The organism is Kribbella steppae (assembly GCF_004342025.1).
In the GTDB taxonomy this organism is placed as follows: Bacteria; Actinomycetota; Actinomycetes; order Propionibacteriales; family Kribbellaceae; genus Kribbella; species Kribbella steppae.
The window spans coordinates 1-26635 of record NZ_SLWN01000011.1; the positions used below are offsets into that span (position 1 = coordinate 1).

The following is a 26635-nucleotide window of genomic DNA, read 5'->3' on the forward strand; positions in this document are numbered from 1 at the left end:
TCCTTCGTCGCGAGCCACGCCGAACGTTCACAACAAACGCCCGGCGTCACTCACACCTGCCCAAACTCAACCTTGACTCGCGGCGCGAAAGCTAGACGGCCGGGAACGCAGAAGACGGCGGAGGGCAACCGGGGCCGATCAGCAGCCAAGGCTGGTACGACGTACGCCGGCTAAACGGGTATACGTCGTACCAGCACAAAGGGCTCAGGTGGTGAAGGAGCCGGTGACGACGGCGTAGGACTCGACGCCGTCCTTCTGGGACCAGAGGCGGATGCGGACCAGGGTTCCGTCGGTGACGGCGAAGTTGCAGAACGACCAGCCTTCCAAGCTGGGGCTCTCGTCGCACGCAGGACTGACCCCAGCGCGACCCCAACGACCAAACGCCGCGCGACGATGAGCACCTGGGCGACGACCTCCGGAGCGCGGACGAGCAGGTCGCGATCGAGTTGCCTGCCTCTACGGATCAGAAGGACACAACGGTCGCCATCTCCGCCGCGGATGTTGGGCGTACGGGACCTGCTCGCGTGGTGCGCGCGATCGCCGGATCTGCGCTACCTGACGTAGCGCTGGTGTCCGTTGTTATGGGCGCGTGGCGGCGGTCCAGATCGCCGAATCGGTGGCGCCGCCCGGAGCGATACCGGACGGTGCGACTGCTGTCACGGGAGCGATGTAGCCGGCATTATCGACTGGCTAGTGCCCAGTGGCTCGACCGACCAGCTACTGTCTCCACGATGGTGATCAGGCGAGCTGAAAGGGCTGGCGGGGTGCCGGCCGTCATTGCGTCGCGGCAAGATTGCGCCATGCTCGCCGGCGGACCCTTCCTCGGGTGCGCTGGTGGGCCATTGCCATGACCGGAATCGAAGCTTCGACCTCTCCCCCTCCCTTGCCGGGCTGGTTCGGACCCAGAGCCAGCCCAGATGACCCGGCCGTCTCGGCCCTGATCGCCCGCGTCGCGCGAGGGGCCGGATGGGCAGACATCGGCGGTGGGTTCAACCTCAACGTGCGGATAGACGCTGAGCCGCCGGTTGTCCTCCGGGTTCATAGGCCCTGGGTCCGCCGCGGCCGGGTAGCGGGACTGCGGCGCCTGCGGGAGCGGCTCCAGCGGACCCAAGTCCGCGTCGCTCGGCCGATTCGGATTCCCGGCTGCGACCTCCTGAGGGTCGCTGATCGTTGGGCTGAGATTGAGGAGTTCATCGATCATGTCCAGCCACGGGCGGACGAGGACTCCTACGTCCGACTATTCGAGGAGCTCGGACGCCTTCACACTGCGCTCAAAGCAGTCTGGGAGCCCAGTCCGCCCGAACCCCTCGACGACCACAGAACCTTCGGCCAACTGCGTTACTCGGTCGGCTTCACACGCCGCAGGTTCGGACCCCGCAGCGAGCCGGTCGTGCATCGGATGCGCCAACTGACCGGCGAGCTCTCCAAGCTCCGGAAGGAGGTCGAACTGCCATGCACTCCGATTCATGGGGACTACAAATTGGGCAACGCGGGAGAACTGTCAGACGGCTCATGGGCCACCTTCGACCTGGATTTTGCGAGGGTCAGGGAGCGGGTGTACGACATCGCGGCCAGCCTGCACCACGTCGCACAGGACGGCGAATTGCTGGAGCCGCGACGACTGCTCGCCGCCTACGAAGGCACCGCTCCGGAACCGCTGACTCGCGACGAGCACCGTTGGCTCCCCGGGGCTCTAGCCCTTATACCCTTGCACTGGGCTGCCACCGCAGGGCTCGTGGGCGACGGCATCCACGAGGCCGAGAGCGCCATGACCGCCGCCGAGGCCTGGTGGTCGCGCCGGGCTGAACTCTCGTCGTAGTCCGGCGGCCGCGCTCGGGGACTGGAGTTCTCGGCCGAGCTCCGACTCCACTGAAGCGGCTGGCATGTCGCGCTAACCAACCTCTGCGACGAAGCGTGGAGGAGCGTACCCTCGGGCGTGCCTTAGCCTCCCACCCCGGCCAGCAGCCGCATAAGTGCCGTTTCCGAGCGTTTCGGACCCGGGCTTGGACGGGCTCGAGACCCATCCGGTATCGCTCCGACCTGAAGTGCCCCGGAACGACGGCTCGGGTGCGGTCGTGCCGGACAGCGGCGTCGACAATGTTGCGACCAGGGGGTTGTAGCCGCGTAGCCACACGTTGTCGCGGCCGGCTCACCACGTTCGTCAAGGCCGTCCAGGCCTCGCGACCGAACCGTGCCAGATCAACGCGCCAGATCCTCTTAATCAGCGGATCCTGCTAACGCGGTTGCTAACACGAGGTCTGGACAACCCTGGACGTCTACCGACGATCTGGGCTCGCGGCGCTCGGACTCCACGCGCGATCTGGACGACCATGGACGCGGCTGGCCGATCTTCAGCGGCCTACGGAACAGAAGACCAGGATCATCCGCTGTCCCTCGGTATGAGGTTGGTGAGCGATCAAAACTGGGAGCGCTTCCAGCCCAGCGCTAGCGACGGGCTATGTAGTACGCGTTGAACGCGTCGGCCTCGACGTGAGCGACCTCGACCGAGGAGAAGCCGGCGTCGGCCAGCATCTGCCGGGCCTTCTGCTCGCCCCAGACCGTGCCGAGTCCGTCGCCGCCGAGGGACAGCGAGACCGTCATGCAGTGCATGGTCGAGACGCCATACAGGAAGGTGGCGAACGGGTTGTCCAGGTTGTCCTCGAGGTTGCTCGACGCCTGGATGTCGACCATCAGGAAGACGCCGCCGGGCCGCAAGGACGCCGCGATTCCGGCGAGCACCTGCGCCGGATGCGCCTGGTCGTGGATCGCGTCGAAGGCAGTCACGAAGTCGAAGCGAGAGTGCTCCCCCAACGAAGCGGCATCGCGTACGACGAACTCCGCGTTCGTCAATCCCAGCGCGGCGGCCTCGGCCTGACCGGCGGCGATGCCTTCGGCGGAGAAGTCGTAGCCGACGCATCGGCTGCGTGGGTAGGCGGCGGCGATCAGGTTGGTCGCGTGCCCGCTACCGCAGCCGACGTCGGCGACATCGATGCCATCCTCGAGCCGCGAAGGCAGCCCGGGCACGAGCGGAAGTACGGCGTCGATCAGTGCGGCATCGAAGACCGCGCCGCTGTCCTCGGCCATCAGGCGATGGAACTCGGTGTACTCCGAGTACGGAACGCCACCGCCCCGGCGGAAGCACTCAACCAGAGACGACTCGACACCGGCCAGCAGCGCGAGGAACTGGGTTGCTCCCGCGAGGTTGTCCGGTCCGGCAGCGCGGGTCAGGAACGCGGCGTGTTCGCGCGGCAACCAATACGTGCGGTCGCCAGCGTCGTACTCAACGACACGGGCGACGGTCATCGCGCCGAGCCACTCGCGCACGTACCGCTCCTGCAGGCCGGCGGCGCCGGCGATCTCGTGGCTGGTGGCCGGCGGCAGCTCCGCGAGCGTGTCGTAGAGGCCGACCTGGTGGCCGATGCTCATCAGCAACGCAAGGGTCCCGTGGTTGAGTACGTCGCCCATCTGTTGCCCGAAGGCCTCGATGCGATTGGTGTCCAGCAGTGTTTGGCTCATGATGAGCTCCTTTCACCTTCGCAGCGTCGCACCGGGAGGGCGACCCGAGCATCGGTGAATTCGCCTATTCGTGCGCCCGGGTGAGGTAGGCGGCTGCCTCGGTGCGATTCCGTACGCCGAGCTTGGACAGGATGCTGGCCACGTGGTGCTCGACGGTACGGCGACTGATGTACAGCCGGGCCGCGATCTCCGGATTGGGCAGACCCTCGGCCAGTACGGCGAGGACGTCGAGTTCCCGCTTGGTCAGCAGCCCGAGCCCCCGTGGACCGAGACGAGCAGCAGTCGCTCCAGCGGCTCGAAGCCAGGCAGCAGCCGCGTCGGCATCAGCAGCCGCGCCCAGGTCCTCGAATACGGCGAGAGCGATCCGGGCCTCGGCAACGGCAGGAGCAGGATCGTAGGAGCACAGGGCGTGCGCGAGCAGCATCCGAGTACGCGCAACCTCGAGAGGCATCTCCAACAGGCCGAACCAGGTCTGCGCCGCCGTCAGCCGGGCCGCTGACTCACGAGACTTCCCCTGTGCCAGAAGGGCTCGTCCACAGAGACGGGCAGCGCGTGCTGCGATCAGCCCGCTGTCGGTCGTCGTACAGAGGGCAGACAACCGCTCTGCCTCCGCGACCGCCCCGGCAACGTCACCGGTCGCCAGACAGGCGGCGCCAAGCACCTCACGCAGTCGGGCCTCCTCCAGAGGCGTCGTGTCGTCGAGCTGGCGTCGTACGAGCGAGACAGCCATCGCCACCTCCCCCGCAGCCAGGTTGGCAGCCGCCAGGACAGGCAGTACGACGGTGCGGTCCTCGAAACCGGTGAGAAGACGACGTGCCTCGCCCACTCGGCCCTGACCGAGTCGGAGGTCGGCAAGGAAGGCAGCCGCCTCCGCCTGAACCGCTGGCAACGCATCACGCGCCAACTCCGCTGCCGCGGTCAGCTCGAGCTCGGCTCGCGGCCAGTCACCAGTGGAGATCAGTACGGCGCCGTACGACGCACGGCACGTCGCGTGGAGGTACGGGCTGCCGTAGCGCTCGATGAAGCCGTCGAGCGAGCGGGTCCACTGCACTACCCGCAGGAAGTCGGCACCACGCACACACGAACGCATCAGCAGGCAGCTGGTTAAGACGACAGTGTCAGGCCGGGCGCCCTCACCACCGAGTGCACCGGCCAGAGCCTCGTCCAGCAAGGCAGTGCCCTCGATGACCTGCCCCAGGTTGATAAGAGCCGAGCCCCACAAGCTGAGTGCGCACAGCTCGAGGTCCCGGTCCCCCACTTCGGCTGCAACGCCGTACGCCGCCTCGGACCAGGCAGCAGCGTCTGCCGCGTCGTCCGCGGTTCCAGCTCGGGCAAGCGAGGCCCACGCCGACACGACGGGGTCACCGACATCGGCAGCCACCCGGACTGCCCGGGAGGCCCACCCCTTTGCCGCAGCATGGTCGCCGAAGTTGGCGTCGTACAGCAGGCTGAGGCCGAGGGCCGTGAAGACGGCCTCAGCCGGGTCGGAGCGGCGGAACAACGGATAGGCACGCTCCCAGCACGAGAAGGCGGCCCGCGTGTCGCCGAGCCACCACTGCGCGTTGCCCAGCCCGGCGAGACCCGCGGCGGTGTCCTTCACACCGTCGGAGCCAAACGCAGCTCGCGCCGCCACCCAGTCCCCGTCGCCGAGCGCCTTCTCCCCGGCCGCAAGGAGACCGCCGATCTCCTCCACCCCTCGACGGTAGACGCGCTGCGGCCCCCGGGGAAAGTGGGAAGTTCCCGGGGGCCGTGGCGCTTTCAGTCTGGTCGGCCGCAACCCGATGTCGGCTGCGGCCGGTCAGCTAGGTCAGCTGCAGCCGGAGGTGCTGCCGCAGCCTTCGCAGACGTAGCAGGAGCCGCTGGGGCGCATCTTGGTGCCGCAGGTGAAGCACAGTGGTGCGTCGACCGAGGTGCCGGTGATGAGTTCGAACATCTCGGCGGTGGTGCGGACCTCGGAGGTGTCGATCGGCTTGGCAGCGGCCGCCTCGACGGGAGCCGACTTCTCCGGCGCCGGCTCGACGGACTTCAGCGACTCGGCCTCGGAGACCTCGACCGGGGCCGGCTCGTAGGAGCCGGTGTCGAGCTGCCGGGACCGCTCGTCCGCGGAGTAGATGCCCAGGGCGGCCCGCTCGTCGAAGGGCAGGTAGTCCAGGGCCAGCCGGCGGAAGATGTAGTCCATGATCGACTGCGCCATCCGGACGTCCGGGTCGTCGGTCAGACCGGCCGGCTCGAACTTCAGGTTGGTGAACTTCTGGACGTAGGTCTCCAGCGGTACGCCGTGCTGCAGCGCGATCGAGATCGCGATCGAGAAGGCGTCCATCACCCCGGCCAGGGTCGAACCCTGCTTGCCCATCTTCAGGAAGACCTCGCCCAGACCGTCGTCCGGGTAGGAGCCGGCGGTCATGTAGCCCTCGGCCCCGCCGACGCTGAACGACGTGGTCCGCGACGGCCGCGACTTCGGCAGGCGCTTGCGGGTCGGCCGGTACTCGATCACCTTCTCGACGATCTTCTCGGCGACCGCGGCCTCGGCCGCAACAGCCTCGGAGGCCTTCTTCGCCTTCGCGTCCGCCAGCGGCTGACCGACCTTGCAGTTGTCGCGGTAGACGGCCAGTGCCTTCAGGCCGAGCTTCCAGCCCTGGAAGTAGACGTCGGCGATCTCCTCGACCGTCGCGGTCTCCGGCAGGTTCACCGTCTTCGAGATCGCGCCGGACAGGAACGGCTGCGCGGCCGCCATCATCCGCACGTGACCCATCGGCTTGATCGCCCGCTCGCCCATCGCGGTGTCGAAGATCTCGTAGTGCTCCGGCTTCAGGCCCGGTGCGTCGACCACGTGACCGTGCTCGGCGATGTACTCGACGATCGCCTCGATCGTCTCCTCGGTGTAGCTGTACTGCCGCAGCGCCCGCGGCACCGTCTGGTTGACGATCTGCATCGAGCCGCCGCCGACCAGCTTCTTGAACTTGACCAGCGAGAAGTCCGGCTCGATCCCGGTGGTGTCGCAGTCCATCATGAAGCCGATGGTGCCGGTCGGTGCGAGCACCGAGGCCTGCGCGTTGCGCCAGCCGTTCTTCGCACCGACCTTCAGCACGCCCTCCCACGCCGCGGTGGCGTGCTTCTGGACGTCCTTGTCGATCTCGTGGATGGTCCGGATCGCGTCGTTGGCCGCGGCGTGCTTGCGCATCACCCGGGTGTGCGCGTCCTTGTTCCGCTCGAAACCGTCGTACGGGCCGACGACGCCGGCCAGCTCGGCCGAGCGCTTGTACGACGTACCGGTCATCAGCGAGGTGATAGCGCCCGCCAGTGCGCGACCACCGTCGGAGTCGTACGCGTGGCCGGTCGCCATCAGCAGCGCACCGAGGTTCGCGTACCCGATGCCCAGCTGGCGGTAGGCGCGAGTGGTGTCGCCGATCGCCTCGGTCGGGAAGTCGGCGAAGCAGATCGAGATGTCCATCGCGGTGATGATCAGCTCGACGGCCTTGACGAACTTCTCCGAGTCGAACAGGTCGTCGTCGCGGAGGAACTTCATCAGATTCAGCGACGCCAGGTTGCAGGACGAGTTGTCCAGGTGCATGTACTCCGAGCACGGGTTGGACGCGGTGATCCGGCCCGTCTCCGGCGTGGTGTGCCAGTCGTTGATGGTGTCGTCGTACTGCAGGCCGGGGTCGGCGCAGGCCCACGCGGCCTGCGAGATCTTGTCGAACAGCTCACGCGCGTCGACGGTCTCGATCACCGAGTTGTCCAGCCGCGCCCGCAGCCCGAACTCGCCCTTCTCCTCGACCGAGCGCATGAACTCGTCGGTGACCCGGACCGAGTTGTTGGCGTTCTGGTACTGCACCGAGGTGATGTCGCGGCCGCCGAGGTCCATGTCGAACCCGGCGTCGCGGAGGACGCGGATCTTCTCCTCCTCGCGCATCTTGGTCTCGACGAACTCCTCGATGTCGGGGTGGTCGACGTCGAGCACGACCATCTTGGCCGCCCGCCGGGTGGCGCCGCCTGACTTGATCGTCCCGGCGCTCGCGTCCGCACCGCGCATGAACGAGACCGGACCGGACGCCGTACCGCCGGAGGACTGCAGCAGCTCCTTGGAGGAACGGATCCGGGACAGGTTCAGGCCGGCACCGGAGCCGCCCTTGAAGATGAGGCCCTCTTCCTTGTACCAGTTCAGGATCGAGTCCATCGAGTCGTCCACGGCGAGGATGAAGCAGGCCGACACCTGCTGCGGCGAGGACGTCCCGACGTTGAACCAGACCGGCGAGTTGAAGCTGAAGTACTGGTGCAGCAGCATCCAGGTGAGCTCGTGCTCGAACACCTCGGCGTCGGCCGGACCGGCGAAGTAGCCGTAGTCCTCGCCCGCCTTGCGGTACGTCTTGACCACCCGGTCGAGCAGCTGCTTGAGGCTCCACTCGCGGTTGTCGTGCCCGACCGCGCCACGGAAGTACTTCGTGGTGACGATGGTGGACGCGTTCACGCTCCAGTAGTCGGGGAACTCGACCCCGCGCTGCTCGAAGACCGTCTCACCGGTCTTCCAGTTCTGCTGGACGACGTCGCGGCGCTCCCACGTCACCTCGTCGTACGGATGTACTCCCTCGGTCGTGAAGATGCGCTCGATGGTGAGTCCCGTGGGCGCGTTCTTCCGCCCGCGGAACCCGGCCGCCGACCTCTTGGTCGACCCCGAGTGGCCGGTCACCGTCTCTGTCATGGTTGCTCCTCGCCCTGTGTCTGCACTGCCGCGGTCTGTCGGGACCGCCCCGTTAGGTTCGTGCCGGTACTGCGTGACTGCTCAACCGCCTGTCTTGCGTGTTACTGGGTTCCCCGATTTATGTCTGCTGGGTCGGCTTCAGCGGGCGCGGCTCGGTGCCTTCCGGCTCCTTCTCCGCCCGCAGCAGCGCGATCTCCGTCTCGAAGTCGTCGGCGGACTCGAACTGCCGGTACACGCTCGCGAATCGCAGGTAGGCGACCTCGTCGAGCTCCCGCAGCGGCCCGAGGATCGCGAGTCCGACCTCGTGCGCGGGCACCTCCGGCGAGCCGCTCGCCTTGAGCGCGTCCTCGACCTGCTGGCCCAGCCGGGCCAGTGCGTCGACGTCCACCGGCCGGCCCTTGCAGGCCTTGCCGACCCCGTTGATGACCTTCTCCCGGCTGAACGGCTCGGTCGCGCCGGAGCGCTTCACGACCGTGAGCTGCATCTGCTCGACGGTGGTGAACCGCTTCTCGCACACCGGGCACTGCCGACGCCGGCGGATCGCTCCGCCGTCCTCGGCGACCCTGCTGTCGACCACACGGGAATCGACGTGCCGACAATACGGACAGTGCACGACGAATCACTCCTCCCGTGAGGTCGCCGCGAGGGCTTCCTGTGGACCAGCCTGGGGACAACTTGTGTGTAACTGACCACTACCTGTGGAAAATTACACCCGTGTAACCACTACATCTAGGGATCCTAGATCGCTGCTCCGACAGTTTGCAAGAACGTCCGGATCCCGCGCGCGTCTCTTTGTTCCAACACCCGCGCAGGCCGGTGTAGTCCCGCGTGGCGCCGCCGGAACGGACCCCGACGGGCGCAAACTATGGCCCGCCGAGGGGGTCAGGGGGCGGGCAGGCAGAAGTCGAAATCGCAGCCCAGATCCGCTCCCAGAACGTGGTCGCGGAACAACTTTCGGTAGCCGGTGAGCCGCTCCGTGGCGGGCTCAGGCAGGTCGGCCCGGCGTTTCTCCAGTTCCTCGGGTGCGACGAGCAGATCCAGGCGAGCTTCGGAGACGGACAGACGGATCTGGTCGCCGGTCCGGACCAGCGCCAGCGGCCCGCCGAGCGCGGCTTCCGGCGTCACATGGAGCACGATCGTGCCGTACGCCGTACCGCTCATCCGGGCGTCCGAGATGCGGACCATGTCGCGTACGCCGGCCCGCGCCAGCTTGGCCGGGATCGGCAGATAGCCCGCCTCCGGCATGCCCGCTCCCAACGGCCCGGCATTCTGCAGCACCAGTACGTCGGACGCCTCCACATCCAGATCCGGGTCGTCGATGCGCGCAGCCAGGTCCTCCAGCGAGCTGAACACGACAGCGCGCCCAGTCGTCTCGAACAGTGCCGGATCAGCCGCGGATCGCTTGATCAACGCACCGGACGGCGCCAGCGAGCCACGCAGCCACACCAGCCCGCCCTTCTCCCGGCTCGGTTCGCTCAGGGGTCGCACGACCTCCCGGTCCACCCAGGCAGGCCCATCACCCAACCGCTCTCCCAGCGTCTCCCCGGTCACCGTGAGCGCAGACAGGTCCAGCAGGTCCCTCAACTCATGCAGTACGGCGGGGAGGCCGCCAGACGCATGCAGATCCTCCATGTAGTGCGCACCGGTGGGCTTGAGCTCCACCAGCACCGGTGTGGTGTCACTCAGCTCGTTCAGCTCATCTGGATCGATTGCCAGCCCCAGCCGTCCAGCCATCGCGGTCAGGTGGATCAGCGCATTGGTCGACCCGCCAATGGCCAGCAGCACCCGCAACGCGTTGCGGACAGACGCCGCCGTGACGACCTGGTCCGGCGTACGCCCTGCCACCGCGATCGACACAGCCGCGGCACCTGTCGCCTCACCGAGCCGCAACCGGTCTGCGTGCACGGCTGGCGCGGCAGCGCTGTCCGGTAGCGCCATGCCGAGTGCTTCCACGATGCAGGCCATCGTGGAAGCGGTCCCCATCACCGCACACGTCCCCGCAGTGGTGGCCAGGTTGCGCTCTACCTCGCCGATCTCGGTCTCAGAGACGTCTCCTGCCCGGTAGCGCGCCCAGAACCGCCGGCAGTCGGTGCACGCGCCGAGCCGCTCGCCCTGGTACCGGCCGGTCGACATCGGGCCGGTGACGAGCTGGATCGCCGGGCGGCCGGCCGAGAACGCGCCCATCAGCTGCGCCGGCACGGTCTTGTCGCAGCCGCCGACCAGGACGACGGCGTCCATCGGCTGGGCCCGGACGAGCTCCTCGACGTCCATCGCCATCAGGTTGCGGTAGACCATCGCGGTCGGTTCGAGGAAGCTCTCCCCCAGCGAGATGGTGGGGAACTCCATCGGCAGCCCGCCGGCCGCGATGATGCCGCGGGCAACGGACTTGACGAGTTCCGGCTGTTGCCGGTGGCAAGGGTTGAAGTCACTGGTGGACGTGGAGATACCGATCACCGGCCGGTCCAGCGACTCCGGTGACCGGCCGCTCGCGTGCAGGAACGCGCGCCGCAGAAAGCGCGAGAAGTCCCGGTCGCCGTAGCTGACCAGACCGCGATAAATCCCACTCAAAGCAAACCCTCGCTTCGCTCGGGGGGTGGGGGTAGTGAGACATCCGGCGTCCGACGGAGGTGCTCGTTCAACAGCCGATACATGCTCTCCGGCGGTACGGCGGCCGGCGGGCGAACCGCGTCGTACGAGATCAAGCCGCGCAACACCAGACTGCGTTTGCGCAGACCGAGCGCGATCCCGGCCTGGAACTCGAAGTTCACCAGCGGGAGGTAGTCGCGCCAGACCTCGCGTGCCGCCTCGAACCCGCCTTCCCGGAAGGCCCCAACGCACGCGAGGAGACCTTCGGGGACGGAGAAGCCGGTCATAGCACCGGCCGCGCCGACAGCCAGTTCGTCGAGCAGGCAGGTACCGCCGAGGCCGCCGAAGATCGGTACGTCGAGTCCGGCCACCAGCTCAGCGACCGCGGGCGGGCTCGGCGACGACTCGGACTTCACCGCGACGACTGAGGGCACATTGCGGGTGGCGGCGACCAGGTCGGCGGTGGCGATCGGGACTCCGCTGATCACCGGGTAGTCCTGCACCACGAGCGGTCGTTCAGTGCGGTCGGCAACCTCGTTCAGATGCTTGCTCAGGGCCACCGGATCGCTGGAGTTCACTTGAACCATCAGCCCGGCGAGACGCGATCCGACTACTGGCAGGACGTTCGCAGCCTCCGTGCAGACCTCGTCGAGGTCAAGGGCACTGATGCCGATCACGAGCGGAAGGTCGGCAGCGGCAACGACCGTCTGCACGACGGTACGACGTTCCGCGGGGGTCAGCCGGGCCGCCTCACCGAAGACGCCGAGCACGGTCAGTCCGGTCGCGCCGATCGTCTCGTAGTGCCTGACCTGCCGTGCCAGCGACTCGGTGTCGACAGCCGAGCCGTCGGCCGTGAGCGGCGTCGCCAGCACGCCCCACACCCCGGGATCCAACGTCATGGGGCTCCTCTCGTCGTCACCGCCGTGGCCACCGTGTACGCCTCCAGGCTCTCGGTGCCACCCTCCCTGCCGTACCCGGATAGTTTCACCCCGCCGAACGGCGAGGCCGCGGCTGCCAGCGCCACCTCGTTGACACCGATCATGCCCGCTTCCAGCAGTGCAACCGCGGTGTCGGCGCGTTCCAGGTCAGTGGTGAACACGTACGCCGCCAAGCCGTACGGCACCGCATTCGCCTGAGCCAGCCCGTCCTCGATCTCGCCGAACGGCAGGATCGGCATGATCGGCCCGAACGGCTCGTCCCGGAGCACCGCCGCACCGGCCGGGATGTCCGTCAGCACAGTCGGCGGATAGAAGTACCCGCGTCCCTCGGGCTTCACACCGCCGCAGTGGATCTTCGCATCGCTGCCGGCGACAAGCGCCGCCACTGCCTCCCGCCGGCGGGCGTTCGCCAGCGGTCCGATCTCTAATCCCTGGGCCCGGTCGACCACCAGCTCGACGAAGCGGTCGAAGACGGATCGTTGGACGAAGACCCGGCTGGGCGAGATGCACACCTGACCGGCGTTGCGGAACTTCGCCCGGACCAGGGTGTCGGCGGCACGGCGGAGCTGATCTTCGTCGAGATCGTCGAAGATCAGTACGGGCGCATGACCGCCGAGCTCGAGCGTCAACGGCTGCAGCCGCTCGGCGGACAGCCGCACCAACGTCTGACCGACCGGCACCGAGCCGGTCAGCGTGATCTTCGCGATCACGTCGGAGCCGATCAGCCGCTCGCTCACCCGCGGCGGGTCGCCCGTGATCAGGTTGACCACGCCGTCCGGCACGCCCGCGTCCGCCAGGGCTCGTACGAGTGCGGCCGCCGTACGCGGTGCTTCGATTGCCGGGCAGACGATGATGCTGCAGCCGTACGCGACCGCCGGTGCGAGCTTGCGGGCCGGCAGGGACGCCGGGAAGTTCCAGGCCGTGAAGGCGGCGACCGGTCCGATCGGCCGCCGCTCGACCCAGGAGCGGCGGCCCGGTGCGGACGGCAACAACCGGCCGTAGGACCGGACCGCCTCGCCGGCGAACCAGCTGAAGTACTCCGCTGACTGCCTGACCTCTGCCTCGGCTTCAGCAATTGGTTTGCCTTGGTCCTCGGTCAGGACTGTGGCGATGTCTGACAATCTGTCGAGCAGGAGCCGGCCGGCCCGGTCGAGTACCTCCGCTCGTTCGGCAGGCGCCGTACGACGCCAGATCGCGAAGCCGGCCGCGGCTGCGGCGAGGGCATCGTCCAGGTCCGCGTCGGACGCGTTGGGGACCTGGGCGACGACCTCCTCGGTGACCGGATTCAGGACATCGATCGTCCGGCCGTCCGAGGCTTCCCGCCAGGCACCACCGATGAACATCAGGCCACCTTGGTCAGGACGACCAAACTCAGCGAGGGCAGGGGCAGCTCGAGCTGGAGGTTGAACCCGCCGTCGACCTGAGCCTGTGTGTCGTCCGCGAACTTCTCGAGACCTTGGCGGGCGGTTATCGCGGCCAGCTGCTCCGGGGTCGGATCCTGCGGCGCGCCCTGGTCCTGCCAGACGGTGTGGCTGTTGCTGTGGCCGGCGTCGATCCGGTAGTGCCGCACGGTCCACTCACCGGTGTCGAGTCCGTTGACCTCGACGTCAACCCGAGTCGGGTCCGGGTCCTCGGCATACTGATCGTCCCGGTGCCGCCAGACCAGGATCGCGACGCTGCCGTTGGTCGAGTTGCGGCTCGCGATGACGTCGACCTCCTCCGGCAGTCCGTTGCCCAGGGCACTGATGTCGGAGATGTCGGCGGACTGGTCCGAGGTTGCGGCGAGGCGTCGGTCGCCGAGATGCGCGAAGGCCCGGTAGGCGTTCATCAGCGGCTTCTCGATCCCGGACGCGGTGACGAAGCTTCTGGTGCCCTCGAAGTAGCGTTCACCCTCCATCGAGAAGCTCCAGGTGGTTGCCTCGTGCACCTTCGCGGTGTGCTGTGCGTTGAGATCGAGCACCTTCTTCATCAGCTTCGCCTGGAACACCGGGTAGTACTCGTTGTTGCGGTAGGCGAAGTTCGCGTTGTCGTAGATCCCCCAGTGCGCGGGCACCGAGGCGTCGCACTCGTCCACGATCACCGGCGCACCGACGTACTGCGGGAACTGCTCGATGACGGCGAGCGCGCGGTCGATCTCGCGGAGCATCTTCGGGGTCGACGGCGACTCCTTCACTGGCGCTGGTGCGCCGATCGGGCCGTACGTGCGCCACGGCGTGAAGTGCGAGCCCTTGGTGTGGAAGGAGACGAAGTCGACGGGTAAGTCACGGTCGGCGCAGGCCTGCAGGAAGCCATGCAGGAACACTGCGCCCTTGTCGCCACCCGTGACCGCGGGTCCGCCGACCTTCGCCGCCGGGTAGACGTCGCGGATCGCCTTGACCGTCACGTCGTACAGATCGTGGAACTGCTCCGGGGTACCGCGCCAGTAGGAGATGTCCGGCTCGTTCCAGAGTTCCCAGAGCCAGTGCTGCACCTCGTCGACGCCGTATCGCTCGAGTACATGTTCGACAAGTGCCGCTACCAGACCACCCCACTTTGCATAGTCCTTGGGCGGGTATGACCACCAGCCGGCCTCGTAGGCGCTGTACTGGCTGGGGCTGTTCTCGAACGGGAACTCGTCTTTCGCTTCGTCCGGGACGAGGGCGAGCGGGGTGAAGGCGAGCTCGACCAGTGGATGGTGGCCGGAGCCGACGATTGCGTCGTACGTGAGGTCGGCGATGGTGAAGTCGTAGAACGGCTTGCCGTCCGCGTCCTCGTGATAGACGTTGCCGCTCCCCCAGTGCGGCAGGCCGAGCCCGGTGCCGCTGTTGAAGATGTTGTGCGGGCGGACGTGGTACGGCGTCTCCGCGAACCCACCGATCGTCTGCAGGGTCCGGCGGCCCTGGGGTGTGTAGGTCCAGTTGATCTCGTCGTACCCGAGGCTCGCCCACGGGCGATCGAGTACGCCGAGGTCGCCGCCGGCGTCGACGGTGACGCGGGCCGCACGGATCGGGACGGCATCCGGGTCGGAAGGTGCATAGGGCAGTCGTTGAACGTCGCTGGGAGAGGCGTTCTGAGTCTGATCCTGGGTCATATCAGCCTTTCAGTCCGGTCGTGCTGATGCCGGCGATGATGAATCGCTGGGCGAAGAGGAAGACGAGAAGCGGAGGAGTGATCGCGAGTGCGGCCGAGGCCATCACGACGCCGTAGTCGACGTCGCCGTACGCCGATCGGAACGTGACGAGGGCCAGCGGGAGGGTCTGCATACTCGGCGAACTGGTGGAGATGAGCGGCCAGAGGAAGTCGTTCCAACTTCCCAGGAACACCAGGATCCCGAGGGTCGCCAGGGCCGGGCGGATCAGCGGTACGACGACGTACCGGTAGATCTGCCAGGCATTCGCACCGTCGGCCTTGGCCGCGTCGATCAGGTCAGGCGGGAGATTCACGACGAACTGTCTGACAAGTACAACTCCCAGCAATGACACGATGTGTGGCAAAGCCAACGCGCCATACGTGTTGAGCAGGCCGAGTTCGCGGAACTGCTGGAAGAGCGGCACGAGGACGACCTCGCCCGGAATCAGCATCGTGGCCAGGAGCAACCCGAAGACGACGGCGTTGCCGCGGAACGGGAGCTTGGCCAGGGCGTAGCCGGCCATCGAGCAGACCAGCAAGGCGAGAACCGTGGAGACCACGGCGACGACCGTGCTGTTGAAGAAGGCGATGAAGATGTTGACGGCACGGCCGCCGGGATCGACGAGCATCTCCCAGTTGGCCAGCGTCGGATCGCTCGGCAACAGCCGGCTGCCCGGTGTGGTCGAGCCTTCGAAGGACGACGAGAGCGTCCAGAGCAGCGGCAGTCCCCAGAGGATCGCGAAGACGAGGGCCGCGGCTGTTGCGAGCCAGCGGGCACGGCGGCGTTGGGCACGGACGGTTGTCGTGACACGAGGTACTTGCGCGGTGCCGGTCATGGGGCCTCCCGCCCTGGACTGAGGAGCGCAGGGAGCCCGGAGCCAAAGCCCCATGACCCGCCGCGCCGGAGGCGTGGCATCAATACCGTCATGACTTCACGCTCCGTCGGCTGACGACCTGATGGACGACCGTGACCACGAGGATGATGAGTGCGAGCAGCCAGCCGATCGCGGCGGCGTACCCGGTCCGGAAGTCGCGGAAGCCGGTCTCGTAGAGCATCTGCAGTACGACGCGAGTGCTGCCGCTCGGACCGCCCTGGGTCAACAGGTAGACCTGCTCGAACACCTTGAACGAGTCGATGAGTCGCAACAGCACAACCAAGCCAAGTACAGGTGCAATACCAGGCGACGTGACATACACAAACTGCTGCCACCTGCCGGCGCCGTCGATCCGGGCTGATTCGTACAACTGCTTCGGGATGTCCTGCAGTGCGGCGAGCAGGATGAGCAGCGGGAAGCCGACGCGCCACCAGAGCGTCAGCAGGACGACCGCGCCCATCGCCTGACCGGGCTCGGTCAACCACTGCTGCACTGGGAGGCCGACGGCTTTCAGGATGGTGTTGAGTGAGCCGTCGACCGGGTCGAGGACGAGGGTCCAGATCAGAGCGACGGCCGCGCCCGGCAGAAGGTATGGACCGACGAAGGCCGCGCGGAGCATGTTGCGGCCGGACAGGTCGCGGTTGAGGACCAGGGCGAGGATCAGACCGGCGGCCACCAGGACCGGGACGTTGAGTACGACGAACAGGACAGTGTGACCGAGTGCCGCCTGGAAGTCGCCGTCGCCGAAGAGGTTGGTGTAGTTCGCCAGGCCGACGAACCCACCGGTGCCCTCGGCAACGTTGACGTCGGTCAGGCTCAGGTAGAAGCCCCGGATGATCGGGACCGCCCAGAGGAAGAGGAACAGGAGTCCGAACGGAGCCAGGAAGATCACCGCCGACCACGAGCGCGGCTTCTCGCGCTTGGACGCCGTACGGCTCAATGGGATACGGGAGGTGAGAACACTCATTTCGGCTCCCGCATGCTCTCGGTCGCGCGGGCCGTGGCCCGGCGAAGCTCGGTCGCCACGTCCGCGCCCTGGTAGACGACGTCGTCGAGCGCGTCGTTCAGGTACTGGAACCCTTGGGTCCAGCGATAGGCGTACGGCGCGAACCGGGCGTGCTTGGCCTCGTCGATGAACAGACCCATCTTGCGCACCACCGGGTCGTTGCTCTTGGCAATGGCCGCGGCTGCGGCCGCGCTCGCCGGTGCCTGCGCACCGGCCCAGTCGACACTGCCCTCGCGGACCAGCCAGGCGATGAACTTCTGCGCCTCGGCCTGGATCCACTCGTTGTTCTTACGCTGTTTCGGGATGCAGTAGATGTGCGAGGTCGCGACCACCGAGCGCGGTCCGTCGAAGAACTGCGGCAGCGGGGCGACATCGAGCTGGGTGCCCCGCTGGGCGTTGGTCTTCATCAGCTGGGACAGCACCCAGGGAAAGGTGAAGACCATGCCGACCTTCTGGTTGCGGAACAGCGCGCCGAGCTGCGGTCCGGCGAGCTGGGCCGGCTCGACCTGGTAGCGGTGGACGAGGTCGCGTTCGAACTGGCCGGCCTCGATCCCCGGCGGTTCGGCGAACAGTGCGCGGCTGTCGGCGTCGATCAGATCGCCGCCAGCCTGCCAGTTGAGGGTGAGCCAGGGGTTGAAGGTGCCGGTCTCGCGGATGAAGCCCCACGGGCCGGACTTCTTCAGGGCCTGAGCGGCCGCGACGAACTCGGCGCCGGTGGTCGGCGGGCGGTCCGGGTCCAGGCCGGCCTTCTCGAACAGGGCGCGGTTGTACCCGAGGGCCGCGGGTCCGGTGCTCATCGTCACGCCGTACTGGCGGCCCTCGATGTTGGCGAGCTGCCAGGTGCCGTCGATGAAGTCGTCCTGGCTGAAGCCGAGGTCGTTGAAGTCGATCGTGTGCAGGAAGCGGCGCAGCGGCGGGATCTCGTAGCTGTGCAGCGCGATGATCGCGGGCGGGGCGCCGGCCAGCGAGGCCGTCAGGATCTTGGTTAGGTAGTCACCGCCGTACGCCGGTGCCGTGAACCGTACGACGACGTCGTCCTGTGAGCTGTTGTATCGATCAACAATCGTCTGCATCAAGGCGCCGTCGGGACCGGTGTAGAAGGTGGTGAACTCCAGCACCCGCCCACCACCGCGAGTGGTGTCGTCGAACGGCGAGGAACAACCGGCGAGAGCCGCAGCACTACCTGCTCCCAGTGCAAGCAGTTTGCGCCGGGACAAGCCGGTGGCCGGCCGACCTGGCGGTCCACCACTGGCGCGCGAGCCGCTCACACCAGCTGGACGTCGCAGCGCCGCGGATGGGAGGGGTGGGGCGGCGAGTCTGGCAGGCGCGGCGCTGGGCGGGAGGGGTGCGGCGGCGGGGTGGGTGGGAGGGGTGGGTGATGGGTGGGGGCGGGGATTTGCGGGCGGGGTGGGCGGCACGGAGTTCTCCCTCGGGGCGAGTGGAGGTCGAGCGGATTGCGGGCCGGGCAGCCGGGCCGGGCTTGCGGTGAGCGCGGTGCCGGGATCGCCGGCTCCGGGGGCTCGCCGTCTGGGGGTCTACCAGTTAGCCTGGTCTCGGCCTTGTCAAAAGTCAATGGTTAACAATCGACGATTTACACCGATGGAGGACGGCCGTGGCCGGACCGCTGGATCAACTCGCCCGGCAGACCGAGCGCAGCCCCGCGCTGTGGGCGACCGTCGTACCCGCGATTCGTCAGATGATCGTCAGCGGCGCCCTGGCCCCCGGCCAGCACCTCCCCGAGGGCGAACTGGCGACCGCGCTCGACATGAGCCGCGGCCCGATCCGCGAGGCGCTGATCGAGCTCGAGCGGGAGGGGCTCGTCGTCCTGCGCCGGCACCGCGGTGCTCAGGTGATCGCACTGACCGACGAGGACGTCGAGGAGATCTACACGCTCCGGCTGAGCCTGGAGCAACTGGCGATCAAGCGGGCACTCCCCCGGTTGACCGACGTCCATCTGTCGACGATGGACGACGTACTCGAGAAGATGCGGGCGCTCGAGCCGGACTACGAGCCGCAGACCGCGCTGGACCTGGACTTCGCGTTCCATGACGTGCTGTACCAGGCCGCCGCCCATGCTCGCCTCGACCGCGCCTGGCAGCAGATCCGCAGCCAGGTCGCCATGTTCCTGTACTCACGTCACGTCGCCCGGCCGGACTTCCACGAGATCGCGTACGCCGGGCACAAGGCGATCCGCGACATCATCGCGGGCGGCGACGCCGCAGCCGCCGTCGAGGCCATCGACAACCACCTCACCGGCGCCTACCACCGCCTCATCGCCGCCCGCCACGACAGCTGACCGCTCGACTTCGCCGCGCGTCACGACAGCTGACCGCTCGACTTCGCCGCGCGTCACGACAGCTGACCGCTCGACTTTGTGCACCGCTCGAGCACCACGCCTCAGCGTGTCGTGGCTGAGCGGTGCACAAAGTGCGGACTTCAGCGCGCGGCGAGAGCGTTGGCCTCGGCGACGATCTGCTGCCGGCGTACGGCGGTCAGGCCACGGGCGGCCGGGGTGTTGGCGTAGGTCGCGAGTACGGCGTACTGCTTCTGACCGAGCAGTGTCGTCATCGTCGAAACCGTCGACGGCGTCGCACCAGAGGTCAGCACGAGGTTGGCAAGACCCGTCGGAGTGGCGATGACGTCGAAGCTGCTCTCGACGGTCGAGCCGGCGACGGTTGCCGTCAGGACGTGCTTCCCGGCCGCCAGGGCGGTGGTGTCGACAATCGACCCGTTGACAATCGCCACTCCGTCGAGCGTGAGCGCGACCGGCTCGGCCGAATTGTTGCCAACAGCAACACGAAGCACCTGGGCCCGGTCGATCCGCTCCCCCGCAGCCGGGCTGAGGATGGTCGCGGCCGGCTTGACCCGCTGCGCGAAGGCGGTATTCCAGCCCGTCAGCTCGGCCGGCCGGTTCGTGATGATGCCGTCCACGCCGGCCTTCTCCAAGGCGTTCCAGCGGGTCGCGTCGTCAACGGTCCACACGTTCACCGCGACTCCGGCCGCGTGCAGTTCGGCGACGATGCCCGGGCGGGTCTGGAACGCGGCGTCCGACGGGTTGTACGCCGACAACTCAAGGTCCTTGGCGATCGCGACCGGATCCGGGTCGAGGGTCGACCGCAACAGACCGAGCGGCAACTCCGGCGCAAGCTCACGGATCCACCGCAGGTGCTGCGGCTCGAAGCTCTGCACGAACACCCGGCTGCTCATCCCACGGCTGTGGATCTCCTGCACGATCCGCTCGACCGACGCGCGCGTGTGCTCACCCTTGACCTCGAGCAGCAGGTTGCCGCCGCGCGTCTTGAGCCCGTCGAGCTGCGATGCCAGGGTCGGCACACGCTGACCGACGTACGCAGGTGCGAACCACGACCCGGCATCCAGCCCAGCCACCTGAGCCGCCGTCAACGACCGGACCGCGCCGGTGCCGTCAGTGGTGCGGTCGACGGTGGTGTCGTGGAGGATGATCGGTACGCCGTCCTTCGTCGGCTGTACGTCGTTCTCGATCCACTCGGCGCGCCCGCGACGGGCGACCTCGTCAGACGCAGCCGTGTTCTCCGGTGCGGCCGACGAACCACCTCGGTGCGCCCATACCCGCAGCGGCGCACCCGGCTTGCGGATGAACGACTCCTGATCGAGCGGCGTGACCTTCAGGTCGTCGAACGAGACGGTCGCCCCGTTGACGAGCAGCCCCTGCACGCCCGTCGTACTGCGGCTCACCATCGTGGTGCGCAGCGACTCACGGCCGTCGACGTACCAGGTGGCGCGGGTGCCGCGGACCTCCACCGCGACGGCGACCTCCTTGCCGACGCCGACCTGGATGGGCGCGGCGGCGGTGTCGGTGACGTTCCACGTGTTGGCCGGCGTGCGCTGGGCGAACTCGAGGCCGTTCGTGGCGGTGGAACCGTTCCGCAGCGTCGCGATCGACCACGGGACGGCGCCGCTCGGGGCGAGGTCGAGCCCGAACGCGACCCAGCGGGCGCCGTCGAGCGCGGAGTCGAAGCGCAGGTGGCTCTCGATCCGGAAGTCGGTCAGCGGACTGCCGAACGTGATGCGGCTCAGCTGGCTGGCACTGGCCGACGTACCGATCAGCCGGCCGCCTTGCACTTTCCACGTGCCGTCGACAGCCGACCAGCCGGCCGGCAACGTCGTACCGTCGAAGGTCTCGTTGACCGTCGGTGTGGGTGCAGTCGCCGACCCAAGAGCGGGCTCAGCGACTGCGACCGGCAACGGTGTGGTCAGGAAGGCGGTAATGGTGGCTCCAGTAGCGAGAGCGGCCAGTACTGCACGGGGGCGGCGTGACATGAGCATCATGGCCAACGACCGTAGGAAACCGACACCAACAGCGCCAGAGCATGTGATGAATTGACTGCCAACGCAGGGTGGCTCCGCCGATGGGTACGGGCTGATGCGTGAGGATGGCGGTATGAAGCCGGTGATTCTTGATGTCGACACCGGGCTGGACGACGCCTGTGCACTGCTGCTCGCCGCCCGCCACCCAGAGCTCGATCTGAAGGCTGTGACCTGTGTCGGCGGCAACGTCGGGCTGGACGACGTTGTGGTCAACACACTGACGGTGCTGGAGGCGGCGGGGCGTTCTGACGTGCCGGTCGCGGCCGGTGCCGCCGTACCGCTGCTCCAACCTGTCCGCGCCGCTCCCCACGTGCACGGCGCCGACGGACTCGGCAACCTCGACTGGCCCCGCTCTACGCGTACGGCGGGTGCCGGCCACGCGGTCGACCTACTCCGCGACGTACTGCGGGCAGCCGCTGCGTCAGGTGAGCTGGTGACGCTGATCCCGCTGGCACCGATGACGAACATCGCACTGCTGCTCCGGACCTACCCTGACGTCGCGGCCGGTCTGCGGGAGATCGTGTTCATGGGTGGCGCGGCTGGCATCGGGAACGCGACCGCGTCGGCGGAGTTCAATATCTGGACCGATCCGGAGGCGGCTGCGATCGCGCTCAATGCTGCCGCGGAGCTTGGCGTACCGGTGACGATGTACGGCCTGGACGTGTTCTACGACGTGGAGATCTCGCTGGATCAGGCACGGTCGCTGGGTGGTTCACCGTCGGCCGAGCTGGCGCGGAAGCTGATCGAGAAGCGGAGCGAGCTCTACCAGTCCGACGGCGCGAGCATCGGCGACGGCGGCGCAGTGTGCGCGGTGATCGAGCCGGCCGGGCTCACGACACAGTCGTTCCCGCTGCGCGTCGAGCTTTCCGGCACCTGGTCGCGCGGCCGGACGATCGTCGACACGCGCGACTGGTCCGCCGACCTCAGCAGCGACCCGCATGGCCCTTCGTCGACCGTCGTACAGGTGGCAACGGCTGTGGACGGCGCGCGGTACGCCGACCTCTGGCTGAGCACGGTCAAGTAGCCACGAGCTCGTTCAGGCGGGCGCGTACGCCGTCCATGAACAGGTCGAGCCCGTCGCTGAACCGGTCGGGCCCGTCTTTGAACCGGTCGGACCTGATCGGCTCGGCCACCACGGCGGCAAGCGTCCAGTGCGCGCTGGACTCGAAGATGGCACGGGCCTGCGGCTCGGGTACGCCGAGGTCCACGAGCGAGCGGATCTGCGCGCGGACGAGTTCCGCGCGCGATCCCTCGCCCTGGTCGCGATCGGGCGTCGCCTTCGCCTGGATCAGGCCGGCCAGACCGGGATGGTCGGCGTAGAAGTCGCGCAGCTCGAGCGAGCCGGCAGTGGTGACCGCGATCCAGTCGTCGACAGTGTGGATCTCGTCGTACGCCGTGAGGTCCGCGGCGAACTGGTCGAACGCGTTCCGCGCAACGAGCTCGAGAAGCTCATCCTTGTTGTGGACGTGGTGGTAGAGCGACGGCGCGCGGACCTCTAGGCGCTCCGCGACCGACCGCATGGTCAGGCCGGCGACTCCGTCGGCACGGATGATCGCGAGCGCGGCGTCGGCGATCGTGCTCGCCGAGATCCCGGCCGCCGTATGTGATGACGGATCGCGTCTGCTCACGGAAACCTCATTGTCGGCGCGGTGCGGGCACAGCTAGGTTGCTGTCTAACAACATTAGACAGCCTAACCCGAGGACGGCACCCGTGCCTGGATTGCGCCCGAACTATCCGTTGCGAACCGAGCGACTCGACCTACGGCCGCACCGGATGGACGACCTGGACGACCTGTACGCGTTCCACTCGCGGCCGGAGGTGGTGCGCTACACGCCATGGCCGGTGCGCGATCGCGAACAGACGCGCACAGCGCTCGAGGCCAAGCTCGCCCAGGACGCCCTGACCGAGCCGGGCCAGTGGCTCGTGCTCGCGATCGAGTTGCGCGAGACCGGCACGGTGATCGGCGAGGTCCTGCTCAAGTGGGCCGGCGAGGCCGACCGCCAAGGCGAGATCGGGTACGCACTCCACACCGACTACCAGGGCAAGGGGTACGCCTTCGAGGCGGCGCGCGAGATTCTCCGGCTCGGGTTCGAGGACCTCGGACTGCATCGGATCTGCGCCATCCTCGACGACCGCAACGGCCCGTCGGCGCTCCTGCTCGAACGCCTCGGCATGCGCCGCGAAGGACACCTCCTCGAGTGCGCGTTCTTCAAGGGCGAGTGGGCGAACGAGTACATCTACGCCCTGCGCGAGGACGAATGGCGCACCACCTCAGCCTGACCCGCTGCTTTACTGGGCTCGGGGAGGGGTTGCGATGGGGATCGACAACCAGATCTACAACCGGCTCGGCGAGAGTTGGTGGGACGAGGCCAACCCGCTGAACATGCTGCAGGGCAGTTTCACGCCCGGGCGGTTCGCCTACTTCCGCGCCGTACTCGAGCGGACCGGACCGGATCCGGCCGGACTGCGGGCCCTCGACATCGGATGTGGCGGCGGGTTCATGGCGGAGGAGTTCGCCCGACTCGGGTGCCGGGTGGTCGGGATCGATCCGTCACCGGTGTCGATCAAGACCGCCCGGCAGCATGCCGATGCCTCCGCGCTGCCGATCAAGTACGCCGTCGCCACCGGTGAGCGGCTGCCGTTGGACAACGAGAGCTTCGACATCGCGTACTGCTGTGACGTGCTCGAACACGTGTCGAATCTGGACCTCGTCATCAAGGAGACGGCCCGCGTCCTCAAGCCCGGCGGGATCTATCTGTTCGACACGATCAACCGGACCACGGCGAGCAAGGTGCTTGCGATCAAAGTGATGCAGGACTGGCGGTTGACCAGGATCGTCGACACCCAGTTGCACTCCTGGGAGATGTTCGTCAAGCCGACGGAACTCGAGGAAACGTTGCGCCGGCACGCGCTGCGGCTCGGCGAGGTCACCGGCCTCGGACCGCGGTCGAACAAGGCGTCGCTGCTGTGGAACTTCTTCCAGGCCCGGCGCGGCCGGATCACCTTCGGCCAACTGAGCCGCCTGATGGACGTCGGTCAGGTCAAGGACACGGCCGTCTCCTACATGGGCTACGCCGTCAAGGCAGCCTGACCACAGCGAGGATCAGCGGGCGATCGGGATCTGGAGGGTCTGACCCGGGATCACGTCGGCCGGGGTCGCGAGCTTGTTGAGGTCGGCGATCCGCTCGACGACGATGGCGGGATCCTGGGTCGGATTCGTGTCCTGGGCAATCGACCACAGCGTCTCGCCGGGCGCGACCTGGACCGGCACCGTGTGGGTGAAGTTCGGACCGGGCTCGAGCACGCCGGTGACGCGCAGGCCCAGTACGACGATCGCCGAGCCGAACACGATCACGGACAGAGCGGTCAACAACATCCGGCCGCGCCGAGTCAGCCGCAGCGCCGGCGCTTCGGCCGCCGCTTGGCGTCGCACCCGCGCGCCGTGGCCGTCGGCAACCCGACGGCCAAGGTCGTCACCGGAGCAGGCGCGGACCGGAAGGCGCTCGGTCGTCGTCCCCGCGATCCTGGGCCGACGGCGCGGGCGGGCGTCGGGCACCGCCTCGGGTGCCTGGCGTGCCACCAGTGCGTCTGCCGCGAGAGCCGCTGTGCTCATCGGATCCTCCAGACCTCGTTCAGACCTCGTCCTGCGGTGTCGATCCCCTGTCTACCGGCCGCCTCCGACAGTTTTTCTCCTGTCCCACCCCACCAGCCCCGGTCGGGTTCTGAAAGCAACCCCCGGCGACCGGCCCGAACACCTGTTCGATCGAACGCCTGTACGAATGATTAACCGATCGGCACCTCCGGCGCAACCATCTCCAACCACGACACGCCCACGAAATTCCCGAACCGCGTGGGCCTTATAACCCGACACACGAACAAGCGTGCGAACCGACACGCCTTCGAACAGATGTTTGAAGAATCTCAGGATTCGGTCTACGGTCGTGTCAGTCGAGCAAGCTTGGCCGGTGCGGGAACCGCCGGCCCGACCCGAGGAGCAACCACCGATGGCCAGGACGCCGAGCGGTTCCAGCAAGGACGACCCGACCACGGACAGCACTGTCACGGACCAGACCGCCACGGATCAGACCGTGACCGAGCTGCCCGACGGTCCGGCCGACGCGACCGGCCTGACGCCGCGCCAACGCCGGGTCCTGGACGTCATCCGCGATTCGGTGGACCGCCGCGGCTACCCGCCGTCGATGCGCGAGATCGGTGAGCGGGTCGGCCTGACCAGCTCGTCGTCGGTGTCGCACCAGCTCCGCGTGCTGGAGCAGAAGGGCCTGCTCCGCCGCGACCCGAACCGCCCGCGCGCGATCGAGGTCCGCTACCCGGGCGAGGTCGACGCCGCGGCACGCCGGGCCGCGCTCGGTTCGGTGCGACAGACGACGTACGACGAAACCGGTGCGGGCGATGTGCACGCGGCCGCGGCGTACGTGCCGGTGGTCGGCCGGATCGCCGCCGGTGGGCCGATCCTGGCCGAGCAGGAGATCGAAGAGGTCTTCCCGCTGCCGAAGGCCATGGTCGGCGAGGGCACGCTGTTCATGCTCCGGGTCAAGGGTGAGTCGATGATCGAGGCGGCGATCTGCGACGGCGACTGGGTCGTGGTGCGGCAGCAGCCGACCGCGGAGAACGGTGACATCGTCGCTGCGATGATCGACGGCGACGCGACGGTGAAGACGTTCAAGAAGACCAAGACCGAGATCCTGCTGCTACCACATAACCCGGCGTTCGAGCCGATCGACGGCAAGGACGCCATCATTCTCGGAAAGGTCGTAACAGTTCTGCGCCGAGTCTGACATCTCAGACGACGCGCGAAGTCGGGCGTGTCGTGTCAGCATTGAGTCATGACGACTGTCTATGACTTCAGCGCCCGGCGGATCGAAGGCAATGAACAGTCTCTTGCCGATTTCCGCGACCAGGTGCTCCTGGTGGTGAACACCGCGTCACAGTGTAGCCAAACTCCGCAGTACACCGGACTACAGAAGCTCTACAAGGCATATCGCCGGCAGGGCTTCTCGGTGCTTGGCTTCCCCTGCGACCAGTTCGGCCACCAGGAGCCTGGTGACGAGAACGAGATCGCGAACTTCTGCTCGACGATCTATCACGTCACGTTCCCGATGTTCGCCAAGATCGATGTCAACGGGTCGAAGGCGCTTCCGCTGTACAACTGGCTGAAGCGTGAGCAGGGCGGCCTGCTGGGCGGACGGATCAAGTGGAACTTCACCAAGTTCCTGATCGGGCGGGATGGCGGGGTGATCGCACGGTACGCGCCGACCCATTCCCCCGAGAAATTGGCCGACAAGATCGAGGCGGCGCTCGCGATTCCCGCACCATCGCGGGAAGCGAACGACTGACTCACCCCGCGGATTCGATGCCGGCGATTCCGCACGAGGCAGTTACTGACGTGAGAAGCACCAGAGTTCATCTCGGCGTTGCCTGAAATCCGCGCTGAAATGAGACACCTGAACATCATCCGTCGCAGCGCCGCACCATTCGCCCCGCATTCCGAACATTCGCCGCGCCGACCGTGTCTGTCCTTTCTCCAGGCGCACGAGAACA

22 protein-coding genes are annotated in these 26635 nt (G+C 67.6%); 7 read left to right on the top strand and 15 right to left on the bottom strand.

What is annotated here, in order from left to right; translation table 11 throughout:
* Window positions 1-204: 204 nt before the first annotated feature.
* Window positions 205-327, bottom strand: coding sequence for a hypothetical protein (locus EV652_RS45870; RefSeq protein ID WP_255512644.1), 123 nt, complete (start codon window positions 325-327; stop codon window positions 205-207).
* A gap of 520 nt (window positions 328-847) precedes the next feature.
* Between EV652_RS45870 and EV652_RS29215 the strand changes: the two genes are divergently transcribed.
* Entirely contained in the window at window positions 848-1819 is a 972-nt protein-coding gene (locus EV652_RS29215; RefSeq protein WP_242002111.1) for a phosphotransferase, read from the top strand.
* Window positions 1820-2445: 626 nt separating this feature from the next.
* On the opposite strand, the gene EV652_RS29220 is transcribed toward EV652_RS29215, so the two are convergent.
* From EV652_RS29220 to EV652_RS29270, 11 genes are all read right to left on the bottom strand, one after another.
* The gene (locus EV652_RS29220; protein WP_132212491.1) at window positions 2446-3516 is read right to left on the bottom strand and encodes a class I SAM-dependent methyltransferase; all 1071 of its coding nucleotides are present in this window, start codon (window positions 3514-3516) and stop codon (window positions 2446-2448) included.
* A 64-nt stretch (window positions 3517-3580) separates the two neighbouring features.
* On the bottom strand, window positions 3581-5209 hold the full coding sequence (locus EV652_RS29225; protein ID WP_132212492.1) for a response regulator transcription factor: 1629 nt from the start codon (window positions 5207-5209) through the stop codon (window positions 3581-3583).
* Window positions 5210-5323: 114 nt separating this feature from the next.
* Window positions 5324-8215, bottom strand: a complete 2892-nt coding sequence (locus EV652_RS29230; protein ID WP_132212493.1) for a vitamin B12-dependent ribonucleotide reductase — start codon at window positions 8213-8215, stop codon at window positions 5324-5326.
* A gap of 118 nt (window positions 8216-8333) precedes the next feature.
* Entirely contained in the window at window positions 8334-8828 is a 495-nt protein-coding gene (gene nrdR / locus EV652_RS29235) for a transcriptional regulator NrdR (RefSeq protein WP_132212494.1), read from the bottom strand.
* 269 nt (window positions 8829-9097) lie between these two features.
* On the bottom strand, window positions 9098-10783 hold the full coding sequence (locus EV652_RS29240) for a dihydroxy-acid dehydratase (RefSeq protein WP_132212495.1): 1686 nt from the start codon (window positions 10781-10783) through the stop codon (window positions 9098-9100).
* Window positions 10780-11700, bottom strand: a complete 921-nt coding sequence (locus tag EV652_RS29245; RefSeq protein WP_132212496.1) for a dihydrodipicolinate synthase family protein — start codon at window positions 11698-11700, stop codon at window positions 10780-10782. Before EV652_RS29245 ends, EV652_RS29240 begins: the two co-directional genes overlap by 4 nt.
* Window positions 11697-13082: an NAD-dependent succinate-semialdehyde dehydrogenase gene (locus EV652_RS29250; protein ID WP_132212497.1), complete on the bottom strand. Its 1386-nt coding sequence runs from the start codon at window positions 13080-13082 to the stop codon at window positions 11697-11699. The genes EV652_RS29245 and EV652_RS29250 overlap by 4 nt, the downstream gene beginning before the upstream one ends.
* Window positions 13082-14809, bottom strand: a complete 1728-nt coding sequence (locus EV652_RS29255; RefSeq protein ID WP_132212498.1) for a GH39 family glycosyl hydrolase — start codon at window positions 14807-14809, stop codon at window positions 13082-13084. Before EV652_RS29255 ends, EV652_RS29250 begins: the two co-directional genes overlap by 1 nt.
* 1 nt (window position 14810) lies before the next feature.
* Window positions 14811-15683 carry a carbohydrate ABC transporter permease gene (locus tag EV652_RS29260; RefSeq protein ID WP_158441273.1) on the bottom strand — a complete coding sequence of 291 codons (873 nt, stop codon included), beginning with the start codon at window positions 15681-15683 and terminating at the stop codon, window positions 14811-14813.
* A gap of 88 nt (window positions 15684-15771) precedes the next feature.
* Window positions 15772-16689 (bottom strand): carbohydrate ABC transporter permease, encoded by a 918-nt coding sequence (locus EV652_RS29265; RefSeq protein WP_132212500.1) that lies wholly within the window; start codon window positions 16687-16689, stop codon window positions 15772-15774.
* Window positions 16686-17846 carry an extracellular solute-binding protein gene (locus tag EV652_RS29270; RefSeq protein ID WP_132212501.1) on the bottom strand — a complete coding sequence of 387 codons (1161 nt, stop codon included), beginning with the start codon at window positions 17844-17846 and terminating at the stop codon, window positions 16686-16688. The genes EV652_RS29265 and EV652_RS29270 overlap by 4 nt, the downstream gene beginning before the upstream one ends.
* Before the next feature lie 494 nt (window positions 17847-18340).
* Here EV652_RS29270 and EV652_RS29275 point away from each other — a divergent pair, with 494 nt between their 5' ends.
* Complete coding sequence (locus EV652_RS29275) at window positions 18341-19024, top strand: GntR family transcriptional regulator (RefSeq protein WP_199238461.1); 684 nt, start codon at window positions 18341-18343, stop codon at window positions 19022-19024.
* A gap of 140 nt (window positions 19025-19164) precedes the next feature.
* On the opposite strand, the gene EV652_RS29280 is transcribed toward EV652_RS29275, so the two are convergent.
* Complete coding sequence (locus EV652_RS29280) at window positions 19165-21036, bottom strand: glycerophosphodiester phosphodiesterase (RefSeq protein WP_242002081.1); 1872 nt, start codon at window positions 21034-21036, stop codon at window positions 19165-19167.
* Between the two features lie 112 nt (window positions 21037-21148).
* On the opposite strand from EV652_RS29280, the gene EV652_RS29285 reads away from it, so the two are divergent.
* Window positions 21149-22099: a nucleoside hydrolase gene (locus tag EV652_RS29285; RefSeq protein ID WP_132212502.1), complete on the top strand. Its 951-nt coding sequence runs from the start codon at window positions 21149-21151 to the stop codon at window positions 22097-22099.
* Here EV652_RS29285 and EV652_RS29290 read toward each other — a convergent pair.
* Window positions 22092-22703 (bottom strand): TetR/AcrR family transcriptional regulator, encoded by a 612-nt coding sequence (locus tag EV652_RS29290; protein WP_132212503.1) that lies wholly within the window; start codon window positions 22701-22703, stop codon window positions 22092-22094. The two genes, EV652_RS29285 and EV652_RS29290, sit on opposite strands and share 8 nt — an antisense overlap.
* 83 nt (window positions 22704-22786) lie before the next feature.
* Here EV652_RS29290 and EV652_RS29295 point away from each other — a divergent pair, with 83 nt between their 5' ends.
* Window positions 22787-23356 (top strand): GNAT family N-acetyltransferase, encoded by a 570-nt coding sequence (locus tag EV652_RS29295; protein ID WP_242002082.1) that lies wholly within the window; start codon window positions 22787-22789, stop codon window positions 23354-23356.
* Window positions 23357-23390: 34 nt separating this feature from the next.
* The gene (ubiG, locus tag EV652_RS29300) at window positions 23391-24167 is read left to right on the top strand and encodes a bifunctional 2-polyprenyl-6-hydroxyphenol methylase/3-demethylubiquinol 3-O-methyltransferase UbiG (protein ID WP_132212505.1); all 777 of its coding nucleotides are present in this window, start codon (window positions 23391-23393) and stop codon (window positions 24165-24167) included.
* Between the two features lie 12 nt (window positions 24168-24179).
* On the opposite strand, the gene EV652_RS29305 is transcribed toward ubiG, so the two are convergent.
* Window positions 24180-24689 (bottom strand): LysM peptidoglycan-binding domain-containing protein, encoded by a 510-nt coding sequence (locus EV652_RS29305; RefSeq protein ID WP_132212506.1) that lies wholly within the window; start codon window positions 24687-24689, stop codon window positions 24180-24182.
* A 391-nt stretch (window positions 24690-25080) separates the two neighbouring features.
* Between EV652_RS29305 and lexA the strand changes: the two genes are divergently transcribed.
* Together lexA and EV652_RS29315 are read left to right on the top strand one after the other, a co-directional pair.
* A complete protein-coding gene (gene lexA, locus EV652_RS29310; protein ID WP_132212507.1) occupies window positions 25081-25872 on the top strand; it encodes a transcriptional repressor LexA in 792 nt (263 codons plus the stop codon).
* A 48-nt stretch (window positions 25873-25920) separates the two neighbouring features.
* Window positions 25921-26430 carry a glutathione peroxidase gene (locus EV652_RS29315; RefSeq protein ID WP_132212508.1) on the top strand — a complete coding sequence of 170 codons (510 nt, stop codon included), beginning with the start codon at window positions 25921-25923 and terminating at the stop codon, window positions 26428-26430.
* The last annotated feature ends 205 nt before the right edge of the window (window positions 26431-26635 follow it).

Excerpts from the sequence above, each read along its gene's own strand:
- EV652_RS29245 (WP_132212496.1), bottom strand. The coding sequence starts at position 11,700 with ATGACGTTGGATCCCGGGGTGTGGGGCGTGCTGGCGACGCCGCTCACG.
- EV652_RS29220 (WP_132212491.1), bottom strand. The coding sequence starts at position 3,516 with ATGAGCCAAACACTGCTGGACACCAATCGCATCGAGGCCTTCGGGCAA.
- EV652_RS29285 (WP_132212502.1), top strand. The coding sequence starts at position 21,149 with ATGAAGCCGGTGATTCTTGATGTCGACACCGGGCTGGACGACGCCTGT.
- lexA (WP_132212507.1), top strand. The coding sequence starts at position 25,081 with ATGGCCAGGACGCCGAGCGGTTCCAGCAAGGACGACCCGACCACGGAC.
- EV652_RS29260 (WP_158441273.1), bottom strand. The coding sequence starts at position 15,683 with ATGACCGGCACCGCGCAAGTACCTCGTGTCACGACAACCGTCCGTGCC.
- EV652_RS29250 (WP_132212497.1), bottom strand. The coding sequence starts at position 13,082 with ATGTTCATCGGTGGTGCCTGGCGGGAAGCCTCGGACGGCCGGACGATC.
- EV652_RS29255 (WP_132212498.1), bottom strand. The coding sequence starts at position 14,809 with ATGACCCAGGATCAGACTCAGAACGCCTCTCCCAGCGACGTTCAACGA.
- EV652_RS29315 (WP_132212508.1), top strand. The coding sequence starts at position 25,921 with ATGACGACTGTCTATGACTTCAGCGCCCGGCGGATCGAAGGCAATGAA.
- EV652_RS29280 (WP_242002081.1), bottom strand. The coding sequence starts at position 21,036 with ATGATGCTCATGTCACGCCGCCCCCGTGCAGTACTGGCCGCTCTCGCT.
- EV652_RS29265 (WP_132212500.1), bottom strand. The coding sequence starts at position 16,689 with ATGAGTGTTCTCACCTCCCGTATCCCATTGAGCCGTACGGCGTCCAAG.
- EV652_RS29230 (WP_132212493.1), bottom strand. The coding sequence starts at position 8,215 with ATGACAGAGACGGTGACCGGCCACTCGGGGTCGACCAAGAGGTCGGCG.
- ubiG (WP_132212505.1), top strand. The coding sequence starts at position 23,391 with ATGGGGATCGACAACCAGATCTACAACCGGCTCGGCGAGAGTTGGTGG.
- EV652_RS29215 (WP_242002111.1), top strand. The coding sequence starts at position 848 with ATGACCGGAATCGAAGCTTCGACCTCTCCCCCTCCCTTGCCGGGCTGG.
- EV652_RS29305 (WP_132212506.1), bottom strand. The coding sequence starts at position 24,689 with ATGAGCACAGCGGCTCTCGCGGCAGACGCACTGGTGGCACGCCAGGCA.